The sequence below is a fragment of the Microbacterium sp. 05N427 genome, from assembly GCF_056397105.1.
On sequence record NZ_JBFTMT010000006.1, the window covers coordinates 194,785 to 215,617 of the forward strand.

A 20,833-nucleotide genomic window follows, 5' to 3' on the forward strand; every position below is an offset into this window, starting at 1 on the left:
TTCAGGGGCGCGGGAGGAGGTCAGCCGCCCCACGTTCGAGCAGCCGATGGGCAACAGACAACCCGATCGCGCGTGATGCGCTGATCGGGTCTGCACCATCGGCAGAGTCCGCACCGTTGCCACTGCCGTTGGGATGAATATACTCCTCGCCCGGTGCCGCCGCCTTCACGGAGTCTGGATGCAGGGGCTCCGTGACATCGATCCCGATCCGCCAGCCGTCGCGCGGGGCGTAGACCACGGCCCGGACGCGCAGGTCGCCGTCCACGATCTCCGCGTGCGCCGCCATCGGCGCCTGACAGCCGGAGTCCAGTCCCTCCAGCACCGCCCGCTCGGCCGTGACGGCGATGCGGGTGGCCTCGTCGTCGAGGGCGGACAGGGCGGCGAGCAGCTCGGCAGGAGCATCGGCCGTCGTCTCCACGGCGAGCGCGCCCTGCCCGGGGGCGGTCGGCCACTCGGCGAGCCCGAGCGGCTCGGCCCTCAGCTCTCCGAGCGGGTCGCCGTCGAGCCTGCTGAGCCCGGCGGCGGCGAGGATCACGGCGTCGAGCTCACCCGACGCGACGCGCTGCAGCCGGGAGTCGACGTTGCCGCGCAGATCCGACGTGTGCAGGCGCGGGTTGCGGACGTGCACCTGCGCGACGCGGCGCGGGGATCCCGTGCCGATCGCGGATCCGGCCTTCAGCTTGTGGAGGGGCGTGCCGTCGCGGGTGACGGCCACGTCACGGGCATCGGCGCGCGCCGGGATCGCGGCGATCACGAGGTCGTCCGGCACCTGCGTGGGCAGATCCTTCAGGGAGTGCACGAGGATGTCGCACTCGCCGCGGCGCAGGGCATCGCGCAGCGCCGTGGCGAACACGCCCTGCCCGCCGATCTCGCTGAGCGACGCGCGGTTGGTGTCGCCCTCGCTCGTGATCGGGACGAGCTCGACCCGGCGTCCCGAGACCACCTCGAGCGCCTTCGCCACGTGGCCGGACTGGGCCTGGGCCAGGGCGCTGCGACGAGTGCCGAGCCGGATGACGTCGCCGGCAGCGGTCACTGCAGCACCTCGGGGATCTCCTCGAGGCGCAGGCGGCGCCCGGTGTAGAAGGGCACCTCCTCCTTCACGTAACGACGCGCGTCCGTGTAGCGCAGGTCGCGCATGAGGTCGACGAGCTCGGTCGGGTCGTCCGCCTCGAGCGGCAGCAGCCACTCGTAGTCGCCCAGCGCGAAGGCGGCGACGGTGTTGGCGATCACGCCGCGGAAGGCGGCGCCCTTGCGGCCGTGCTCGGCGAGCATGCGGCGGCGCTCGTCCTCCTCGATCAGGTACCACTCCGGTGTGCGCACGAACGGGTACAGGCAGAGCCAGTCCTTCGCCTCGACGCCGCGCAGGAACCCGGGCACATGCGCGCGATTGAACTCCGCGTCGCGGTGCACGCCCATGACGTTCCAGGTCGGCAGCAGGGTGCGAAGGAGCTCGGTGCGACGCAGTCGCCGCAGGGCCTTCTGCAGCTCCTCGGGGCTGGGCCCGTGCAGCCACACCATGAGGTCGGCGTCAGCCTTGAGCCCGGAGACGTCGTAGAAGCCCCGGACGGAGATCCCCCCGTCCTCGATGAGACGGACGATGTCCTCCAGTTCGGTGGCGTCGGACTCGACCACGGGCGCGGAGGGGTCGCGGCGCCACACGGCCCACAGGGTGAAACCCTGGGGCGAGGCGTCGGAGTCGGCGGCGAGCACGGGCGTTTCAGCAGCTTCAGCCATGGGTCCAGTCTGCCCCCTCCGGCTATGAGGCGCAGACGCATGACCGATCCCGGACTCGGCCGGATCCGATCCGGTGCCGAGCCGGATCCGGATCAGCGCGAGATGCTGCGAGCGACCGCCCAGACGATGCCACCGACGACCGCCGCGACGCCGACGGCCGCCGCGAAGGCACCGACCGGATTGCGCCGCGCGAACGAGCGCAGCTTGACCTTGCCCTCCACGGTCGCCTTCTCGAGGCGGCGGGGGACGTTGCCCCTCTCCTCGATCGCGAGCAGCGCCGCCTTCAGCTCGGCACGGGCCGAAGCGACAGGATCGACGATCCCGTTCGGAACGGCGGTGCGTGGGATGTTCACCGGGTCAACGGCCATCGCCGGCCTCCTTCACGATGCGGATGTCGGTGGCGACGGCCTGTGCGGGGTTCTCCCGGCGCAGGACCTTGCGGAACTTCAGGATCCCGAGCAGCGCGAACACGAGCACGGCGAGCAGCAGGATTCCGAACGTGATGATCGCGGAGAGCCAGACCGGGAACCACGACGAGAGTCCGGCGATCGCGAACACGAGGACGACCGGCACGGTCCAGAACAGGAAGAACAGCGCGACCAGGAACCAGACGCTGCCGATTCCCGCGTCCTTCGCGGTTCGCGAGATCCAGGTCTTGGCCGCGTCGATCTCGGCCTTGACGAGGTTGCTGACGAGGTCGGGGAGGTCGCCGAGCAGCGTCAGCAGGCTGTCGTCGGCGCGATCCCGGAAATTGCGGGCCATGTCAGGCGCCTGCGGTCGGCTTCTTCGGCGCGCTCTTCGCGCCAGACGCCGTGCGGGGCTTCGTCTTGCCCTCGGCTGCGGCGACGGTCGCCTCGGCTGCCGCGACGGTCTCCTCCGCGGCCTGCTTGACCTCGGCCGCGACCGTCTTGCCGCTCGCGAGAGTCGAATCCACACGCTGGCCCGGCGTTCCGTCGGACGTGGCGGCCTTGACGATCTTCACCGCACCGGTCCACAGCGCCTGAGGAACGGCGGCGGCCTGCGTCTTCGCGAAGTCCTGCACCTTGTGCACCTGCGCTTGCACCGGGTCGAGGTGCCAGACCTTGAGCCACTGCTTCTTGATCTGCTCATAGCGCTCGCGCCCTGCCCGGGTGCCCAGCACGTAACCGACGCCGAGTCCGACGACGAGTCCGATCTTCCCCTTCATGGGGTCTCCTCACGATTGCGGTCTCTGCGGACCTCCAGCGTAACCCTGTATGCCGATTTCGGCATCTATCGGCCGGAGGGCCGCGGAACGACGGCGATCTCGGAGTCGTCAGTCCCAGAGAAGTGCGTGCCGGACGCGCTCCGCCTCAGCCTTGGCGTGCGGGACGACCTGCGCCAGCCCCGTGCCGCTCAGCCACGCCCCGGTCGCCGCGACGCGGGGCACGGCGGCGATCGCGGCTGCCGCAGCGCTGCGGCGCTCGGCCGCGCCGCGCACCGCGGAGGGCTGCGCCTGCACGAACCGCGCCCTGTGGCTGCCGCGCAACTGCGCTGGGCGCAGTGCGACGCCGAGGAGCGCCGAGGCCTCGGTCAGCGCGAGGGCTGCGGCGGCCTCGTCGTCGAGGGCCCCGGTCGCCGGATCTTCACCCGCTGAGCCGAAGGACACCCGCACGACGTGCCGGGATCCCGCCCGCTCGCGCAGCCAGGCCCACTTCGCGCTGCTGTGCGTGAGGGCCTTCGCGATGTGCGATCCGGGCACGGTGAGTACGCCGGAGCCCCGAGGGGCCGCGTCCAGCTCGGGGGCGTCGAGGACGAGCGTGACGATCTCGATGCGCGGGGAGGACCCGGCGGCGACCGCGGCGAGCTCCGGCACGTGCGGAGCGAGCAGTCGCCGCGCCGTCGCCTCATCGGCGGCGACGATCACGGCGTCGAAACGCACCGCCGGCTCGGCGGGATCCGTGCCCCCGTCCTCGGGACGTTCGGACTCCGGAGCCGGATCCGGGCCCGGCTCCTGTTCCTGTTCCGCGACCCGGACGGTCCAGCCGTCGTCGTCGCGCGAGAGCCCTTCGACCGGAGCGCCGGTGCGTACCTCGGATCCGAGCAGCTCGATGCGGGCGACCAGCGCATCGACCAGGCCCGACATGCCGCCCTCGAGTCCCTGCACCGCTGCGCCGGGAGCGCGTCCGGATCCGCCGGTGATCTCGGCGACGGCGCCGGAGAGCGATCCGGCGCGGGTCAGGGCCGCATTCAGGGTGGGCGCGGCGACGTCGACGTCGATGTCGTCGGGATGCGCGGAGTACACGCCCGTGCTGACCGGGGCCACGAGGCGGTCGAGCACACGGGCGCCCATGCGCTTGCGCACGAGACGGCCCAGGCTGTGGTCCTGGCCGATCGTGAGCGGGGGCAGCAGGCGATCCAGCCAGGCGCGCCAGGTGCCGTTCCAGCCGATCACACGACGCACGTCCTCAGCGAAGGGATTCGCCGGGATGCCGAGCAGCCCGCCCTTCGGCAGCGGAGCCGCGCCGCCGGGGATCCCCGCCACCCAGGCTCCGCCCGGCTCCGGCGAGACGACGCGGTCGTCGAGGCCGAGGTCGGACAGAAGCGCCCGCACATGTCCGCCGCGCACGGCGAAGCTCTCGGCTCCGGCGTCGAAGGCGAGTCCGTCGGCCTCGCCCTGCTGCACGGCACCGCCAGCCCGCTCCTGCGCCTCGAATACGGTCGCGTGCGCGCCGATCGCGGCGATCGACTCCGCCGCGACGAGCCCCGCGACGCCGCCGCCGATCACTGCGACGCGCAGGTGCGCCGCCTTCGCGGCGAGTTCAGGCGTGCGCGCCGGGTCGGAGGTGGGGGCCGGGTCGGGGGCGTGCCCCGGATCCGGCATGCTCATCGCGACGCCCCGGAGGCGGCCGACTCTGCACTGACCTCGTGCACGAGCTCGACGATGCGGGTCAGCACCGAGGGGTCGGTCTCGGGCGGCACGCCGTGGCCGAGGTTCAGGATGTGCGCACGGGCGGCCCGGCCGCGGTGCAGCACGTCGCGGACGTGCGCCTCGAGCACGGGCCAGGGCGCGGTGAGCAGGGCGGGGTCGATATTGCCCTGCACGGTCACGTCGTCGCCGAGCACGGCGACGGCCTCGTCGAGCGGCAGGCGCCAGTCGACCCCGACCGCGTCGGCGCGCCCGCCCAGGCGCATGTCCGAGAGGAACGGCCCCGTGCCGACGCCGAAGTGGATGACGGGGGCGTCGATGCCGTCGACCGCGGCGGCCGAGTGCGGGGCGACGAAAGCCCGGTAGTCGGAGGAGCTGAGGGATCCCGCCCAGGAGTCGAAGAGCTGCACGGCGCTCGCCCCGGCCGCGCGCTGCGCGTCGAGGAAGGTGCGCGAGATCCGCGCCAGCCAGCCCGCGAGCCGATTCCACGAGTCCGGATCCGTGTGCATCATCGCCCTGGCGCGCAGGTGCTCCTTCGAGGGCCCGCCCTCGACGAGGTAGGCGGCGAGCGTGAACGGCGCTCCCGCGAAGCCGATCAGCGGGATGGTGTCGCCGAGCTCGGCGACGACGAGCCGCACCGCCTCGGCGATCTGGGTCGTGTCGAGGGAGGCCGGATCGATCGCCGTGATGCGGTCGACGTCGGCGGCCGTCCGCACGGGGTCGGCGAAGACCGGGCCGCGACCGGGCTCGATCTCGACCTCGACGCTGGCGAGGCGCAGAGGCACGACGATGTCGCTGAAGAAGATGCCTGCGTCGACCTTGTGCCGGCGCACCGGCTGCAGCGTGATCTCCGCCGCGAGGTCGGGGGTGAGGCACGCGTCGAGCATCCGGGTGCCGACCCGCAGGTCGCGGTACTCGGGCAGCGAGCGGCCGGCCTGGCGCATGAACCACACGGGTGTGGTCTCGGGGCGGTCGCCGGCGAGGGCGCGCAGCAGGGGGGCGTCGTTGAGGGGCATGGAACCATTCTCCCCGACCTCTGCTTTGCGGTGAGTGAGGATCCGGTGCCCGGCACCGATCCGTCGGCCAGCCGATTCGGGGCGCGCTCTCCCGTTTTGGGGCGCAGCACGCCGAGTTTCCCGGCCGTGGCGCGCCCCAAAACGACGCGGCACGCCCCGAATCAGCGACACGAACAGACCGAGACCGGCCGGATCCGTGTCGCCCCGCGACGCCTTCCAGGATCCGCAAAGGGCGCGGGGCGTAAACTCTCAGGGTGCTGCTCTGCGTCACGGCGAATCACAAGACCGCCCCCTTCGACCTCCTCGAACGACTCAGTCGCACCCCGGATGACCTGGCCGGATCCCTCTCCGAAGGATCCAAGGGCGCCGTCGTGCTCGCGACCTGCAACCGCTTCGAGGCCTATGTCGACGTCGACGGCGCGGCCGATGAGAGCGACGTCGCCAGGATCCTGAGCACCGTCTCGGAGCGCAGCGGCATCCCCGCCGACACCCTCAACGCCTCCTCCGCCGTGCACTCCGGCGCCAGGGTCGTGGAGCACCTCTTCGCCGTCGCATCCGGACTCGAGTCCGTGGTCTCCGGTGAGGGCGAGATCGCCGGCCAGGTGCGACGCGCGCTCACCATGGCCCGCACGCACGGCACGACCTCTCCCGAGCTGGAGCGCCTCTTCCAGCGCGCGAGCGAGGCGCAGCGCAAGGTCAAGAACGACACCGCCCTGGGGCGCGCCGGCCGCTCGCTCGTGCGCCTCGCCCTCGAGCTGGCCGACAGCCGCATCGCCGACTGGGGCACCGCCCGCGTGCTGCTCGTCGGTACCGGCGCCTACGCCGCGGTGACTCTGGCGACGCTGCGCGAGCGCGGCGCCCACGACATCAGCGTGCACTCGCCCTCCGGCCGCGGCGCCGCATTCGCCGCGAAGCACGGCATCCGCGCGCTGCCCAAGTCGGAGTACGCCCGCGCCGCCGCGCACGCCTCGATCGTGATCACCTGCACGAGCGCCGAGCAGCCCGTGCTCGACGCCGCGATCCTGCGCCAGGGACGGGGACCGGCGCTGTCCGCGCTGCCGTCGCCGGACGGCGCGGCCGTCGACTGCCCGATCCCCGGTCATGGCTTCTCCGCGGGGGCGACCCCGTCGCAGCTGATCGTCGACCTGGGCATGCCGCGCAACGTGGCGCCCGACGTCGCCGAGATCGAGGGCGTCGCGCTTCTGGACCTCGAGACGATCCGCTTGCACGCACCGCTCGAGGAACTGCAGGCGACCGATGCGGCACGCTCGATCGTGCGCGCCGCCGCCGCGACCTTCCACGAGGTCGGTGCTCGTGAGAGCGTGACTCCGGCGGTCGTCGCCCTGCGCGCGCACATCTTCGGGCTGCTCGAGGCCGAGATCGACCGCGCCAGGAAGCGCGGCGACGACGGCGGACAGGTCGAGCAGGCCATGCGCCACCTCGCGGGCGTACTGCTGCACACCCCGACCAGCCGCGCGCACGAACTCGCCGCGCAGGGACGCGGATCCGAGTTCATCGCCGCGGTCGAGACGCTGTACGGACTCAGCGCCGAGGCCGAGGCGCGACAGGACGACGCTGCCACGGCCTGACCCCGCCCTGGGCAGGCCTGGAACGGTGCTGTCCCGATCCGCGACCGAATGCAGGATCCTGGCTCCATCTGCAGGACGAGGTGGCCGCGCGCTGTCGGCAAGGGCTCGGGTTTCCGCAGGTCTTCGGACAAGCACGCGCTCGTCCGCCCGGTCAGTCCTGCACACGGGGGCGCGGTCCTGCATTCGGCAACGCGAACGGACAAGACCGCCCCACCACCCGCCGCGCCACGTCCGGCCATGCCCTCCCGGACGCTCCGCGATTAGCCTGTCAGGGTGAGCGACGTGACAGACGAAGGACCGTTCTTCCACGGCACCAAGGCGGACCTGCAGCCCGGCGACCTCCTCACGGCGGGGTTCCGGTCGAACTACCGGCCGGAGGTCGTGATGAACCACATCTACTTCACCGCTCTGCGCGACGGGGCGGGCCTGGCCGCCGAGCTCGCGGCGGGCGACGGCGAGCCCCGGGTGTACCTCGTCGAGCCGACCGGCGCCTTCGAGGACGATCCGAACGTCACCGACAAGAAGTTTCCCGGCAACCCGACCCGCTCGTATCGCAGCACGGATCCGCTCCGCGTGGTCGCCGAGCTCGAGGACTGGACGCGGCTGGCCCCGGAGGCGCTGCAGGACTGGCGGGACCGCCTGGCGTCGCTCCTCGCCGACGAGCGCGGCGAGATCATCAACTAGGCGATCCCGGCCCCGGCGATACCTCACCTGCTGCGCCGCCCCACAACGCGGCGAGCCCCTGCAACAGCTGGTTCCATCCCGGTTCGAGCCCCGCGACCGCCTCGACGCCACCCGGCCGCACGCCGTCCGCCTCGATCCGCAACTCGACGATCGTGGCGTCGCCGACCGCCCGCAACTCGACCGTGTGCACCGCGTCGAACAGCGCTTCCCCGGTCGCGTCGAGCGGTGCGAGCGCGAACACCAGCCGCCGCCCCTGATCCGCCTCGATCACGCGCCCCTCCGAGCGGTACGTCGCCCCACCGGGCTCGCCGAGCGCGAAACGGATGACAGCACCGGCTGTCGGGCGGATCTCGAACTCGCGCACGTCGAAGTGCGGCGGAGCCCACCACCGCGCGGCGAGCTGCGGGTCCGTCCACGCGCGCCACACCGCTTCGACGGATGCATCGACCTGGGCGCGGAGCGAGAACGCGCGCGCACCGCCGGCGCTCGCCTCCTCCTGCGCGATCGCTCGTCCGTACGCCTGCAGCGTCTCGTCGTCCCGGTCCGGCTGCGCCCGGTTTTCCAGCCACGTCGCCAGGTTCGCGAACGCGGCCCGGTCGAGGCTGGCGACCCGGCGGCGGCCCAGCTTGTGGATCGTGATCAGCCCGGCCGCTTCGAGGACCTGCAGGTGCTTCGTGGTCTGCGGCTGCAGGGCGCCGATCGCCTCCGCCACGCCGCCGACGGTGCGGGCCGACGCGGCGAGCAGTTCCAGGATCCGGAACCTCGTGGGCTCGCCCATCGCGGCGAAGGCGCGCTGAGGGTCGGGGGATCCGGCCCGCTCGCCCGTGCGGTCGGCGGGCGCCGGCCCTTCCCGGTCGTCGCTCATCCGGCGGCGACGAGCGCGGCCAGGTTGTCCAGCTCGTTCGCCCGTCCGGCGAGCAGGCGCTCTGTCCAGACCTCGTCATGCAGAGGCGCGACGCGCATGACGACCCGGGTGCCGCCGTCCGCGGCAGGGTGCAGCTCGACCTCGGTGAGCTGCTCGTACTCGTCGTGCCCCGGTACGAAGTCGATGATCGAGACGTACGCAAGGCGCGCTGGCTCGTCGATCTCGGTGAAGCGTTTGCGCGACGCCGTGGTCAGCGGCATCCCGTTCTGCTCCATGAACGCGACCTGCTCCGGCGCGACAGCCGTCATCGTGTACTCGAGCGCGCCCCCGGGTCGAAGATCGAGAGCGGTCACGTCGGTGCGGAAGCCATCCGGCGCCCACCACCGCGAGATGCCCGTCGGAGTGGTCCAGAGCTCCCAGACGCGGCGGGGCGAGGCGGATACGGTTCGTTCGATGATCTCGGTCATGGATTCATGATGCATTCGTCTAGACGAATATGTCAAGGGTTTCCTCGATGAGAGTCCCGACGCGGTGCGAGACTGGTTCCATGGCCCTTCACATCACCGGAGACACCGCCGCCGATACCCTCCTCAGCGAAAACCCGCTCGCCCTGCTCGTGGGCATGCTGCTGGATCAGCAGGTCGCGATGGAGATCGCCTTCGCCGGCCCCCTCAAGATCGAGCAGCGCACGGGCGCGACCGATGCCGCCACGATCGCCGCCTACGATCCCGACGAGTTCCTCGCCGCGTTCAAGCAGTCGCCGTCGGTGCACCGCTTCCCCGGATCCATGGCCGCGCGCGTGCAGACGCTGTGCCAGAAGCTCGTCGACGACTGGGACGGCGACGCGGCCAACCTGTGGACACGCCCTTCGACAGGCTCAGGGACCAGACCGGATGGCGCCGAGGTGCTGCGGCGGCTGAAGACCCTTCCCGGATTCGGCGAGCAGAAGGCGAAGATCTTCCTGGCGCTGCTCGGCAAGCAGTACGGCTTCACCGGCGACGGCTGGCGGGAGGCCTCGGCCCCCTATGGCGAGGACGGATCCTTCCGCTCGGTCGCGGATATCGTCTCGCCCGAGTCGCTCACCAGGGTCCGCGAGCACAAGCGCGCCATGAAGGCCGCCGCGAAGAGCTGACCGAACCCTTCGTCTCGCCCCGCCCGCTCGGGGAGCGGTGACTCACATCATGATCATGTCGGCGTCACCCGCACGGTAGTCCTCGGTCGACAGCACGACGGGTTCCGACTCGACGCCGGTGCGATAGCCGCGCACGGCGGCGAGCACGGGCGACGGCCCATCGAGAGCGATCTCCAGGGACCGCGCCGTGCGGTCGGGAAACGCATGCAGCCGGCGCACCCCGACGGTCCCTCCGACACAGACAGACTCCCGTCCATCCGTCACGCGGTGTCCCGCGATGCGCTGCCCGCCGACGAGCTCCTCCACGAGCTCGAGGTGATCGATCGCGACGTCCGCGCCGAAGTCGGCGCGCCAGCGCCCGTCACCGAGCGCGGTGAGCTCCGCTTCGCGCGGAGCGCCGAACCGTCGCCGGACCTCGGCCGCGTACTCGGCAAGTCGCGCGAGGTCAGCGGCGTCGATGAGCCCGTCCCTGTTCGGCGGCACGTTGAGCAGCAGGTTCGCGCCGAGCCCGAGCGAGCGGTAATGGATCCCGAGCAGGTGCTCGAGGTTCTTGGGCTCGTCCCCCGGCTGCCAGAACCAGCCGTGCCGCAGCGACACATCGCACTCCGGGGGCAGGTAGCGGGGCCCGCCGAGACCGAGCATCGCATCGGTGTGCACATCATTCGGGGTGACATCGACGACGTACTCCACAGGGTCTGCCGCGAGGCCGTCCTCGTTGCCGAYCCACCGGATGTCGGGATCGCCCATGTTGAAGATCACGGCGCCCGGCTGATGCTCCCGCACGATACCGGTGATCCGCACCCAGTCGTAGACACGGCCCGCGGATCCGGCACCGTCGAACCACACCTCGACGAGGTCGCCGTACTGCGTGCAGAGCTCGGTGAGCTGCGCGCAGTAGACGTCGTCGTACGCGGCCGGATCAGGGTAGCGGGACTCATGGCGGTCCCAGGGCGAGAGGTACAGCCCAAGACCCATCCCCGCCTCGACGCAGGCATCGGCGAGTTCGCGGACGACGTCGCCGCGGCCTCCCCGCCAGGGGCTCGACGCGACCGAGTAGTCCGTCGTCGCCGTCGGCCACAGGCAGAACCCGTCGTGGTGCTTCGCCGTGAGCACCACGTACGCCGCTCCGGCCGTGCGTGCGGTGGCCACCCACTGCCGGGCGTCGAGCTTCGCCGGGTCGAATCCGGACGCGGGCAGCGATCCGTCGCTCCACTCCACGCCGAAGAACGTGTTGAGACCGAAGTGCAGGAACACGCCGACGCCGTCCCGCTGCCACTTCAGCTGGGCGGGTGTGGGGTGCAGAGCGGCGGTCTGCGCGGAGATGGTGGTCACGGGGATCGAGGATATACGGCGCACCGCGGCGCAGCGAGGGCGGGGCGGACGGCCTGGGAGTACGCAACTCAGGATCGAATTCGACGATCCGCACGAAATCGGCGTTTCCTGGCCCTTTCGGCGAATTCATCCTGAGAACGGTGCGGCGCGTCAGCCGGCGACTTCCCCGATTGCGGCGTCTAGCGCCGCGAAGTCCGCAAGCGACAGGGCGGATCCGGCGTTCCAGGCCCGCTCCGCCATCGCGCGCAGCGGTCTGCGGATGCCCTCCGCGACCTCGGCCGGCGTCTGCGCCTCCGGCCGGTCCGACCACACCGCGAAAGACGCCCCGAGCAGGAGCGCCGGGTAGGGCCGCATCAGCTCCTGCCGCACGGTGCTCTGCCCCTCGGGCCCCCACAGAGCGGGGAACAGCCCCGGATGCCAGTCGGCCCCCCAGATCCGCTCCGCGGTCGGATAGCGGTAACCCGCGTTCTCGCCGAGCACGTAGTAGAACATCGCGTCGTTGACGTTGACCAGCCGGTGCCCGGCGGCGAGGGCGGCGGCGACCGGGCGCATCCCGGCGTTCCAGTTCGTCCACCAGGTCAGCACCACGTCGGGATCCAGGTGCTCCCTCGCGCTGCGCAGCAGGCCGTCGTTCCAGGCGCGCGCCTCGATACCCCGCTCCCGCAGATGCGCGGCGACGCGGTTCACGAACCCGGTGAGCAGATCGAAACCGGTTCCCTGCGCGCCGTAGCGCTGCACGGCCGCCGTCGCGAGCGCGGGGAACTCGGCGATGCGGTCGAAGTCGACGAACTCGTCGCCGCCGAGATTCCAGCGCGTGCTGTGCGGGAACACCGGGATCATGTCGTCGATCAGGGCGAGGGCGAAGCGGACGGGGTCCTCGCGGGTGATGTCGAGCGCGTGATCGGTCGCGAGCCCAGGGATCCCTGGCAGCCGCAGCTCGGGGTGCGCCGCCAGCACGTGCCGCAGATGCCCCGGCATGTCGAGAGACGGGATCAGATCGATGTGCAGATCGTGCGCCGTCGCGACGATCTCGGCGGCCTCGCCGCGGGTGATCCGCTCCTCCGAGACGATCTCCGGAAAGGCCGCGGACTCGAGGCGGAATCCCTCGTTCTCCGAGAAGTGCCACTGCACGACGTTGATCCCGACGTCCGCCGCCGCGTGCAACTGACCCAGGATCCACTCCGCCGGATAGTGCTTGCGCCCCGCATCGAGGTGAAGGCCGCGCTCGACGACCGCCGGCGCGGACCGCGCGCTGCCCCGGGGGACGGCGCCGTGCGCGCGCAGGTTGTGCAGCAGCTGCCGGGTGGCGCGGAACACCCCGGCCGCGGAGGCCGCGGACACCACGATGTCCTCGGCCACGTCGATCGTGAACGACTCGTCGGTGGGGTCCCGGGTCGCGAGGGGACTCAGCCGCAGCCGGATCACCGGATCCGAGACGCTGCCCGCCGCCGAGATCCCGCACGCCCGCAGCTCCGACTCGAGCCGTTCGGCCTCCCGGCGCAGCCCCCGGCTCGCCGCGATCACCCGCACCCGCGTCGGCGCCCACGCCCCGGCCGCCGGCTCGAACGCCGTCGGCTGCGGGATCGCGGCCCAGTGCCCTTCGACAACCTCAGGGACCGGGCCGACAAGCTCAGGGACCGGTCTGACAGCCTCAGGGCCCGGGCTGAACGCCTCAGGGACCGGGCGGCCGGAGAGACTCATCCCTTGACGCTCCCCTCCTCGACGCCCTTGAAGAACTGCTTCTGCAGGACGGCGAAGAGGATGATGATCGGCACGAGTGCGATCATCGTGCCGGCCGCGATCACACGGGGGTTCGATCCGAAGTTGGAGCTGAGGTAGTTCATGCCCACCGTGAGCGTGTAGTTCGCCGGATCCGAGAGCACCACGAGCGGCCAGAGGAAGTCGTCCCAGGCGCCGATGAAGGCGAACAGCGCGACCACCGACACCATGCCGCGGATGTTCGGCCACACGATGTGACGCAGGCGCTGCATCGTGTTGGCACCGTCGATCGTGGCGGCATCCAGGGTGTCGGCGGGGATCATCCGGCAGGCGGCGGCCATCAGGAGCACGTTGATCGCCGCGATCGCACCGGGCAGGAACACGCCCCACAGGGTGTTCGCGAGCCCCAGCGACTTCACGGTCAGGTACTGGCTGGTCAGGGTGACCTCGCCCGGCAGCAGCAGCGTCGAGAAGAAGATCACCATCACGATCCCCTTGCCCCGGAACCTCAGGCAGCCCAGCGCATAGCCGCCGAGAGTGGCGAAGACGATGTTGGTGAGCACCGTGCCGACGCCGACGAGCAGCGAGTTGCGCGCGTAGTCGAGCACCGGGATGGTGCGGAACACCTCGGCGTAGTGGTCGAGCGTCGGCGCGCTCGGGATGAGGTTCGGCGGGAAGCCGTAGATGTCCTCCGCGGATCCCTTGAACGACGTGGACAGCTGCCACAGGAACGGGAAGACCATGATCCCGAAGATCACGACGAGCAGCGCGTACTTGCCGATCAGCCCGGCCAGCGACGGCTTCATGATGTCGGCCGATCCGCGGGTGCGATAGGCGCGCTCCCGCCGCGGCTCCGACGGGCGCAGGCTGCGCCCCACGCGCCCGACGCGCCCGCCGACCGATTCCTCGGTCTGCTCGATCAGCCCGGCGGTCCCTGGAGTCTCGCTGTACGTCATGCGGTGGCCTCCGTGCGCATCAGGGCCTCGGCGCGCTCGGCGCGCTGTTGCGCCTTGAGGTCGCGGCGCAGGCGACGGGTGCTCAGTGCCTCGCGGATCATCTCGCCGTTGTTGGCGATCCCGACCACGGTGAGCGGGATCAGCGTGAGCAGGAACAGGATCAGCGAGATCGCCGAGGCGTAGCCGATCTGGCCGTTCAAGCCCTTGCCCATCGACTGGATCAGCATGACCATGCTCATGGCCTGGCCGCCGGGTCCGCCGGTGCCGCTGGAGAGGATGAACAGCTCGGTGAACACCCGCATCGCGCCGACGCAGATGAGCACGGAGACGAGCATCATCGGCCCGCGCACGCCGGGCACCGTCACGGCCCAGAACCGGCGCCAGGCCCCTGCCCCGTCCATCGCGGCGGCCTCGTGCAACTCGCGCCCGACGTTCCCGAGCGCGGCGAGGTAGACGACCATGTAGTAGCCGAGTCCCTTCCACACGGTCAGCCCGATCGCGCAGCCGATCAGCAGCCAGCGATCGGAGAGGAACTCGATCGGACGGTCCGCGAGCCCGAAGAACTTCAGCGCCGTGTTGATCGTGCCGTTGCCGGAGAAGAGGAACTCCCACACGATCGCGACGACCACGGCCGAGGCGATCACCGGGAAGTAGAACGTGGTGCGGAAGAAGCCGATCGCCGGGATCTTCCGGTGCACCAGCATCGCCAGCAGCAGCGGCAGGAAGGTGAGCAGCGGCACGCACACCACGACGTAGACGAGCGACGTCGTGAGCGCGTATCCGAACCGCTCGTCCTGGAACAGCCTGCCGAAGTTCTCCAGCCCCACGAACGACACGGGACGGAGGGGGCGGGCGTCCGTGAACGCGAGCACGACCGTGTTCAGGAACGGCCAGAGCGCGAACACGAACACCCAGATCACGCCGGGCAGCACGAGCAGGTACGGCGTGTACCAGCGCTGTCGTCTCATGATTTCATCCCCTCCGTCTCCGCGTCATCGGATCACTTGGCGACGTTCTGCTCGCAGAACTTCACGGCCTTGTCCAGCGCTTCCTTCGGGGTGATGTCCCCCTTCACGGCGAGCGCGATCTGCTGCTTCGCGTAGTTCTCCATCGCCTCGGTGTACGCGGGCGCACCGGTCTGCTTCGCCTTGTCCATCTGCGCGGCCGCGAGGGTGGTCGCGACGGCCTGCTGCTCGTTCTGCGCGGTGTCGGCGAACTTCGCGGGATCCTCGTTGGCCTTCTTCGTGCCGGGGAAGAAGCCGGCGGCGAGCTTCACGAACGCGATCTGGTTCTCGGTGTTCGTGACGTACTCGGCGAAGGCGAGCGCGGTCGCGGAGTTCTTCGACTTCGAGGACACGCTGATGCCCTGCACGAAAAGCGGCGGGGTGCCGAAGCCGGCGGTCGGCACGACGCTCGGGAGCAGGGTCGGCGCGTTGACCGCGACGTCCTTGTCGATGTAGTTCGGGCCGGCCGTGGTCCACGCCACCGTGCCCTTGTTGAAGTTGTTCACGTTGGCGTTCGCGGTGCCCGCGTTCTGCAGCGCCTCCGGGGTGACGGCGCCGGCCTTGTACAGGTCGGCGTAGCGCTGCACGATCGCCTGCGCCTCGGGGGTGTTGAAGGTGAACTTGCCGTCCTTGTAGACGTCGAGCTTCCCGCCCTCGTCCGAGACCATGATCTGCAGCGACTTGGGGCTCGGCACGTCGGAGAGGGTCTGCACCCCTGCCTGGGCGAGCTTGCCCGCCGCATCCAGCGTCTCGTCGATGTTCTTCGGCGGAGCCGTCACGCCGCCCTTCGCGAGCAGATCCTTGTTCCAGTAGTTCAGCTCGGTGCCGAGGTACCACGGGAAGCCGTACGCGCCGCTCAGGCCGTCGTATGTGTAGGCGCCCACGCCGCCGGAGACGTAGTCGTCGATGACCTTCGAGGACTTCTTCAGGTCGACGAGCTGGCCCGCCTGAGCGAGCTGGTAGGCGAACTCGGGCGGCAGGTTCACGACGTCCGGGAGTTCTCCGGACTCGGCCTGCTGCAGCACCTTGTCCTCGTAGCCGTCCGCGGGCTGATCGATCCACTTGACGGTGGTGCCGGGGTGCGCCTTCTCGAAGCCCTTCACGATGTCCTGGAAGTACGGCGAGAACTTGTCGTTCTTCAGTGACCAGGTCTGGAACGTGACCGTCCCGGTGATCTCGCCGTCGGCGGATCCTCCTCCGGTGGCCGCCCCTCCCCCGGTGCACGAGGTGAGAGCGAGCGCCGCGACCGCGGCGATGCCGACGGCGATAGTCGATCGGATCTTCATGGACGTGTTCTCCTTCGAAGTGTCCCGGGTGCATCGCCGGCCGGCGCTGGCATCCCATCACTAAAACGATATAGTGTGCCTAGCATGCCATAAGGACCGGGCGTCGTCCAACAGCACTGCACAACGCCGATCCGGTGGACCAAATCCCTTCAGCGACTCAAGGAGGAACGCGATGAGCAGTCCCCGTCGCCCGAACATCGTGTTCGTGCTGACCGACGACCACGCCTCGAACGCGATCGGCTGCTACGGATCGGTGGTGAACACCACACCCGGCATCGACGCGATCGCGGCGGCCGGGATGCGCTTCGACCGCGCCCTGGTGGAGAACGCGCTGTGCACGCCGAGCCGCGCGGCGTTCCTCACCGGCGCCTACAGCCACACCAGCTCCGTGACCACCCTGGCGACGCACCTCAGGAACGACCACGAGACGTTCATCACGGCACTCAAGGACGCGGGCTACCGCACCGCGATGTTCGGCAAGTGGCACCTCGGCCACGGACCGGAGCACGACCCGGCGGGCTTCGACCACTGGGAGGTGCTTCCGGATCAGGGCGAGTACTTCGACCCGGAGTTCTTCACGCCCGACGGCCCCGTACGGTACGAGGGCTACGTCACCGACCTCATCACCGAGCATGCGCTGGCGTGGATGGCCGCGCAGGGAGACGAGCCCTACTGCGTGCTGGTCTGGCACAAGGCGCCGCACCGGCCGTGGCAGCCGCACCCCCGGCACGCCGGCCTGTTCACGGACCCCATCCCGCTCCCGCCCACGTTCGAGGACGACTACGACGGCCGCGGCACGCCCGCGCATCACGCCACGATGCGGATCGCGGACGACCTCACCGACATCGACCTCAAGGAGGATCCGCCCGCCGAGCTGGGGTACGACGAGCGCGCGATGTGGAAGTACCAGCGCTACATGCAGGACTATCTGCGCTGCGTGGCCGCGGTCGACGAGGGCGTGCAGGCGCTCACCGCGTTCCTGCAGGAGCGGGACCGGTTCGACGACACGATCACGATCTACGCCTCGGACCAGGGGTTCTATCTCGGCGAGCACGGATGGTTCGACAAGAGGTTCATGTACGAGGAGTCGCTGCGGATGCCGCTCGTCATCCGCTATCCCGCCCGCGTCGCGGCAGGAGGGAGCACCGAGGCGCTCGTGTCGAACGTCGACATCGCCCAGACCCTGCTCGACTTCGCCGGCGCCGCCGCGCCGGAGGGCATGCAGGGGCACAGTCTCGTTGACATCCTGACCGCCGAGGATCCGGCACCCGTGCGCGACGCCCACTACTACCGGTTCTACGAGCACGACGACCACATGCATCGCGTCTGGGCGCACTACGGCGTGCGCACCGACCGCTACAAGCTGATCTACTACTACGCCGATGGAATGGGGCTGCCCAATACGGGCGACTCGTCCTATCCTCCGGAGTGGGAGCTCTTCGACCTCGAGAAGGATCCGCACGAGCTCACCAGCGTGCATCTCGATCCCGCGTACGCCGGCATCCGGCGTGAACTGACCCTGAAGCTGTGGGATCTCCAACAGGAGCTCGGCGACTCCCCCCACCCGCGCCAGCCCGTCCCGGAAGGACGTACTCGATGACCTTCGGCACCGACGCCGCACACCCCACCGCTGCGAACGGAGCCGCCCCGCTGCGGTTCGGCGCGAACTACACCCCGTCGAAGGAGTGGATGCACTCCTGGCTCGACCTCGACCTCGACGATGTGCGGCGCGACTTCGCGGGGCTCGCCGCGCTCGGGCTCGACCACGTGCGGATCTTCCCGCTCTGGCCGGTGCTGCAGCCGAACAGGACCCTCATCCGGGAGAAGGCGATCGCCGATGTGCGGGCGGTGGTCGATGTCGCCGCCGAGTTCGGGATGGACGCGAGCGTCGACGTGATCCAGGGGCATCTTTCCAGCTTCGACTTCATCCCGTCGTGGCTGTTCACCTGGCACGACAAGAACATGTTCACGCACCCCCTCGCGCTGAGCGGCCAGGTCGCACTCGTGGAGCGCCTCGGCGCCGCGCTGCGCGACGCCCCGAACTTCCTCGGCTTCACGCTCGGCAACGAGGTGAACCAGTTCTCCGCAGCTGTGCACCCGCACCCGTGGCCCGTCTCACCCGATGAGGCGGCGGCCTGGCTGACCGCGTTGCTGGACGCGGCCGAGCGCTCCGCTCCCGGGCTGCCGCATGTGCACAGCGAGTACGACGCCGCCTGGTACATGGACGGCCACGGCTTCGTCCCGACGCATGCCAGCAGGATCGGCGCCATGACGACGGTGCACTCGTGGATCTTCAACGGCACCGCCCAGCGCTACGGCGGGCGGAGCGCAGCGAGCGACCGGCACGCCGAGTACATGATCGAGCTGTCCCGCGCCTTCGCCACGGACCCGCAGCGCTCGATCTGGCTGCAGGAGGTCGGCGCTCCGTCGAACTGCCTGACGCCCGAGCAGACCCCCGACTTCCTCGAGGCGACGGTGCGCGCCGCGGTGCGCACCGAAAACCTCTGGGGCGTCACCTGGTGGTGCTCCCACGACGTGGGCCGCGGGCTCGCCGACTACCCCGAGCTGGAGTACTCCCTCGGCCTGATCGACCAGACGGGCGCGGCCAAGCCCATCGGGCGCCGCTTCGCGGAGATCATCCCCGAGCTGCGCGCGCGGCCGCAGGCGCCGGTCCGCACGACGGCGATCGTGATCGAGGTCGATGCGCACGAGATCCCCGTCAGCCGTGCTGCGATGAGCCCGGGCGGCGCCATCTTCCAGGCGTGGGTCGACGCGTGCGACGCCGATCTGGACGTGACCTTCGTCACCTCGCGCACGGCGGCGGATCCGGTCGATCTCGCGTCTCGCGGGATCACCGACCTGCTCCGTCCCGATCTGCGCACCGGATCCGGGACCTACTCCTCCAACAACACCGTCGTCGACGGCCCGGCCGCGGAGATCCTCGCGTGACCGGTGCGACGCCGCAGTGAGCGGCGAGCGGCTCAGCCCTGGCCGTTGACCCGCTCGGCCTCCTTGGCCGCGACGATCTTGCGCAGGCCGGAGCTGGAGAAGCGGTGGTCGCGGCTGTTGAAGTACAGCTCGATGCCGGCCTCCTCGCAGTACGCGCGGCCGGTGAAGTCGCGGTCTTCGTATTCGTCGCCGACGATGCGCACATCGAGTTTGAAGGAGCGGAGGATGTCCTCGAGGTCCTGCTCGGTCGAGTACGGGACGATCTCGTCGACGTACTCGCAGCCGCGCAGCTGGATGTAGCGCTCGACCACGGTCTGCGTCGGTGCGTTCTTCTCCGGGCGGTCCAGAGTCGGATCCATCTGCAGACCGCAGATGAGGTAGTCGCACTGCCGTTTGGCCTCGGCGAGCATCATGATGTGACCGGCGTGCAGCAGGTCGAAGGTGGAGAAGGTGATCCCCACGCGCGGCCCCGGGTTGTAGTCCTGGTGCTTCTTCACGTTCACGGCGTCCGGCGTCATCATCGAATTTCCTCTCGTCGGCCCAGAGCACTCTATCGAACGGGTCGGAGCAGTCCCTGGGCGCGCCTTCCGGCACGGCGCCGTGTCCGACGCCCGTCGCGACGCGCCCCCCGCGGTCACCGCGCTCAGCGCGCGGGGGCGGCGGTGCTCTCGCGGATCGTCAGCGCCGGGGCGGTGCCGCGGCGCGACGGGAGCGGATCCTCGGATCCGATCCGCTCCAGCAGGAAGGCCGCGGCCTGCTCGCCGAGGGCGAAGGTGTCGCGCGTGAGGCACGTGATCGACGGATGCACGAGCCCCGTCACCACGGAGTCGTCGAAGGACGCCACCGACAGCGCCTGCGGCACCCCGACGCCCATCTCCTGCGCGACCCTGAGCCCCGCGATCGCCATCACGTCGTTGTCGTAGACGACGGCGGTCGGCCTCGTCGCGCGACTGAGCAGGGTGCGGGTGGCGGCGGTCGCGGCCGCCGGGGAGAAGTCGGTGACGAAGGTCTCACCCGTGACGTCCCTGGCCGCGAGGGCTGCGAGCACGTCGGCGCGGATGCGGGTGTGCTGGAACTCGGCGGGCCCGGAGACGTAGGCGATCTCGCGGTGCCCGAGCGCGGCGAGGTAGTCGAACAGCGCATGCGCGGCGGCCTCGTCATCGAGCCAGATCGCGGGAGGATCGCCCACGGCGTCCCTGCTGCCGATCACCACGGCCGGCAGTGGCAGGGAGGGCAGCAGCGCCAGACGAGGGTCGTCGTCGCGCGGGTCGATCACGATCACGCCGTCGACCTGATTCGCGCTGCGCCAGCGCCGGTAGGTCGCCATCTCCTCCTCGATCGAGGAGACCACGACCAGCTGCAGCGCGACGCCGTGCTGCGCGAGCGCCGACTGCACACCGGCGATGAGGTCGGTGAAGAACGCCTCCGTGCCCAGGGTGCGCGCCGGGCGATTGACCGCGAAGCCGACGACGCCGGCGCGGGATCCGACCAGGGCCCTGGCCGCCGAGCTCGGCTGCCATTGGTGCTCCTCCGCGATGTCGAGGATGCGCTGACGCGTCTGCTCACTGACGCCGGGGCGCCCGTTCAGCGCGAACGAGACCGCACCAGGGGACACTCCCGCGAGCCGGGCGATATCGGCGATGGTGGTGCGCTTCGCCTGTGACATAGACTCACCGTACT

21 protein-coding genes are annotated in these 20,833 nt (G+C 70.5%); 5 read left to right on the top strand and 16 right to left on the bottom strand.

Going from position 1 to position 20,833, the window contains the following annotated elements:
* Nucleotide 1 precedes the first annotated feature (1 nt).
* The 7 genes from hemC to hemE form a co-directional block, all read right to left on the bottom strand.
* Nucleotides 2-1,033 (bottom strand): hydroxymethylbilane synthase, encoded by a 1,032-nt coding sequence (gene hemC, locus AC1DG4_RS07610; RefSeq protein ID WP_477375670.1) that lies wholly within the window; start codon nucleotides 1,031-1,033, stop codon nucleotides 2-4.
* A complete protein-coding gene (hemQ, locus tag AC1DG4_RS07615) occupies nucleotides 1,030-1,734 on the bottom strand; it encodes a hydrogen peroxide-dependent heme synthase (RefSeq protein ID WP_477375668.1) in 705 nt (234 codons plus the stop codon). Before hemQ ends, hemC begins: the two co-directional genes overlap by 4 nt.
* 92 nt (nucleotides 1,735-1,826) lie before the next feature.
* Nucleotides 1,827-2,102, bottom strand: a complete 276-nt coding sequence (locus AC1DG4_RS07620) for a hypothetical protein (RefSeq protein ID WP_477375666.1) — start codon at nucleotides 2,100-2,102, stop codon at nucleotides 1,827-1,829.
* Complete coding sequence (locus AC1DG4_RS07625) at nucleotides 2,092-2,496, bottom strand: phage holin family protein (RefSeq protein ID WP_477375664.1); 405 nt, start codon at nucleotides 2,494-2,496, stop codon at nucleotides 2,092-2,094. Before AC1DG4_RS07625 ends, AC1DG4_RS07620 begins: the two co-directional genes overlap by 11 nt.
* 1 nt (nucleotide 2,497) lies before the next feature.
* Entirely contained in the window at nucleotides 2,498-2,920 is a 423-nt protein-coding gene (locus tag AC1DG4_RS07630; protein WP_477375662.1) for a hypothetical protein, read from the bottom strand.
* Between the two features lie 108 nt (nucleotides 2,921-3,028).
* Nucleotides 3,029-4,582 carry a protoporphyrinogen/coproporphyrinogen oxidase gene (locus tag AC1DG4_RS07635; protein WP_477375660.1) on the bottom strand — a complete coding sequence of 518 codons (1,554 nt, stop codon included), beginning with the start codon at nucleotides 4,580-4,582 and terminating at the stop codon, nucleotides 3,029-3,031.
* Entirely contained in the window at nucleotides 4,579-5,637 is a 1,059-nt protein-coding gene (gene hemE, locus AC1DG4_RS07640; RefSeq protein ID WP_477375658.1) for a uroporphyrinogen decarboxylase, read from the bottom strand. Before hemE ends, AC1DG4_RS07635 begins: the two co-directional genes overlap by 4 nt.
* Nucleotides 5,638-5,891: 254 nt before the next feature.
* Between hemE and AC1DG4_RS07645 the strand changes: the two genes are divergently transcribed.
* Complete coding sequence (locus AC1DG4_RS07645) at nucleotides 5,892-7,226, top strand: glutamyl-tRNA reductase (protein ID WP_477375656.1); 1,335 nt, start codon at nucleotides 5,892-5,894, stop codon at nucleotides 7,224-7,226.
* A gap of 273 nt (nucleotides 7,227-7,499) precedes the next feature.
* Complete coding sequence (arr, locus tag AC1DG4_RS07650) at nucleotides 7,500-7,910, top strand: NAD(+)--rifampin ADP-ribosyltransferase (protein WP_477375654.1); 411 nt, start codon at nucleotides 7,500-7,502, stop codon at nucleotides 7,908-7,910.
* Here arr and AC1DG4_RS07655 read toward each other — a convergent pair.
* Nucleotides 7,903-8,775: a metalloregulator ArsR/SmtB family transcription factor gene (locus AC1DG4_RS07655; protein ID WP_477375652.1), complete on the bottom strand. Its 873-nt coding sequence runs from the start codon at nucleotides 8,773-8,775 to the stop codon at nucleotides 7,903-7,905. The genes arr and AC1DG4_RS07655 overlap by 8 nt on opposite strands.
* A complete protein-coding gene (locus AC1DG4_RS07660; protein WP_477375650.1) occupies nucleotides 8,772-9,242 on the bottom strand; it encodes an SRPBCC family protein in 471 nt (156 codons plus the stop codon). The genes AC1DG4_RS07655 and AC1DG4_RS07660 overlap by 4 nt, the downstream gene beginning before the upstream one ends.
* A gap of 80 nt (nucleotides 9,243-9,322) precedes the next feature.
* Here AC1DG4_RS07660 and AC1DG4_RS07665 point away from each other — a divergent pair, with 80 nt between their 5' ends.
* Nucleotides 9,323-9,907, top strand: coding sequence for an HhH-GPD-type base excision DNA repair protein (locus AC1DG4_RS07665; RefSeq protein ID WP_477375648.1), 585 nt, complete (start codon nucleotides 9,323-9,325; stop codon nucleotides 9,905-9,907).
* Between the two features lie 42 nt (nucleotides 9,908-9,949).
* On the opposite strand, the gene AC1DG4_RS07670 is transcribed toward AC1DG4_RS07665, so the two are convergent.
* The 5 genes from AC1DG4_RS07670 to AC1DG4_RS07690 all read right to left on the bottom strand — a co-directional run bounded on the left by AC1DG4_RS07670 (nucleotide 9,950) and on the right by AC1DG4_RS07690 (nucleotide 16,204).
* Nucleotides 9,950-11,239: an alpha-L-fucosidase gene (locus AC1DG4_RS07670; RefSeq protein WP_477421165.1), complete on the bottom strand. Its 1,290-nt coding sequence runs from the start codon at nucleotides 11,237-11,239 to the stop codon at nucleotides 9,950-9,952.
* Between the two features lie 150 nt (nucleotides 11,240-11,389).
* Entirely contained in the window at nucleotides 11,390-12,940 is a 1,551-nt protein-coding gene (locus AC1DG4_RS07675; protein ID WP_477375645.1) for a family 20 glycosylhydrolase, read from the bottom strand.
* Complete coding sequence (locus AC1DG4_RS07680; RefSeq protein WP_477375643.1) at nucleotides 12,937-13,914, bottom strand: carbohydrate ABC transporter permease; 978 nt, start codon at nucleotides 13,912-13,914, stop codon at nucleotides 12,937-12,939. Before AC1DG4_RS07680 ends, AC1DG4_RS07675 begins: the two co-directional genes overlap by 4 nt.
* Nucleotides 13,911-14,882, bottom strand: coding sequence for a carbohydrate ABC transporter permease (locus tag AC1DG4_RS07685; protein WP_477375641.1), 972 nt, complete (start codon nucleotides 14,880-14,882; stop codon nucleotides 13,911-13,913). The genes AC1DG4_RS07680 and AC1DG4_RS07685 overlap by 4 nt, the downstream gene beginning before the upstream one ends.
* A 32-nt stretch (nucleotides 14,883-14,914) precedes the next feature.
* Nucleotides 14,915-16,204: an ABC transporter substrate-binding protein gene (locus AC1DG4_RS07690; protein ID WP_477375639.1), complete on the bottom strand. Its 1,290-nt coding sequence runs from the start codon at nucleotides 16,202-16,204 to the stop codon at nucleotides 14,915-14,917.
* A gap of 172 nt (nucleotides 16,205-16,376) precedes the next feature.
* Between AC1DG4_RS07690 and AC1DG4_RS07695 the strand changes: the two genes are divergently transcribed.
* On the top strand, nucleotides 16,377-17,804 hold the full coding sequence (locus AC1DG4_RS07695; protein WP_477375637.1) for a sulfatase family protein: 1,428 nt from the start codon (nucleotides 16,377-16,379) through the stop codon (nucleotides 17,802-17,804).
* Nucleotides 17,801-19,153 carry a glycoside hydrolase 5 family protein gene (locus AC1DG4_RS07700; RefSeq protein ID WP_477375635.1) on the top strand — a complete coding sequence of 451 codons (1,353 nt, stop codon included), beginning with the start codon at nucleotides 17,801-17,803 and terminating at the stop codon, nucleotides 19,151-19,153. Before AC1DG4_RS07695 ends, AC1DG4_RS07700 begins: the two co-directional genes overlap by 4 nt.
* Nucleotides 19,154-19,185: 32 nt before the next feature.
* Here AC1DG4_RS07700 and AC1DG4_RS07705 read toward each other — a convergent pair whose 3' ends face one another.
* Together AC1DG4_RS07705 and AC1DG4_RS07710 are read right to left on the bottom strand one after the other, a co-directional pair.
* Complete coding sequence (locus AC1DG4_RS07705) at nucleotides 19,186-19,674, bottom strand: adenylyltransferase/cytidyltransferase family protein (protein WP_477375633.1); 489 nt, start codon at nucleotides 19,672-19,674, stop codon at nucleotides 19,186-19,188.
* Nucleotides 19,675-19,796: 122 nt separating this feature from the next.
* A complete protein-coding gene (locus AC1DG4_RS07710) occupies nucleotides 19,797-20,819 on the bottom strand; it encodes a LacI family DNA-binding transcriptional regulator (protein WP_477375631.1) in 1,023 nt (340 codons plus the stop codon).
* Nucleotides 20,820-20,833 lie beyond the last annotated feature (14 nt).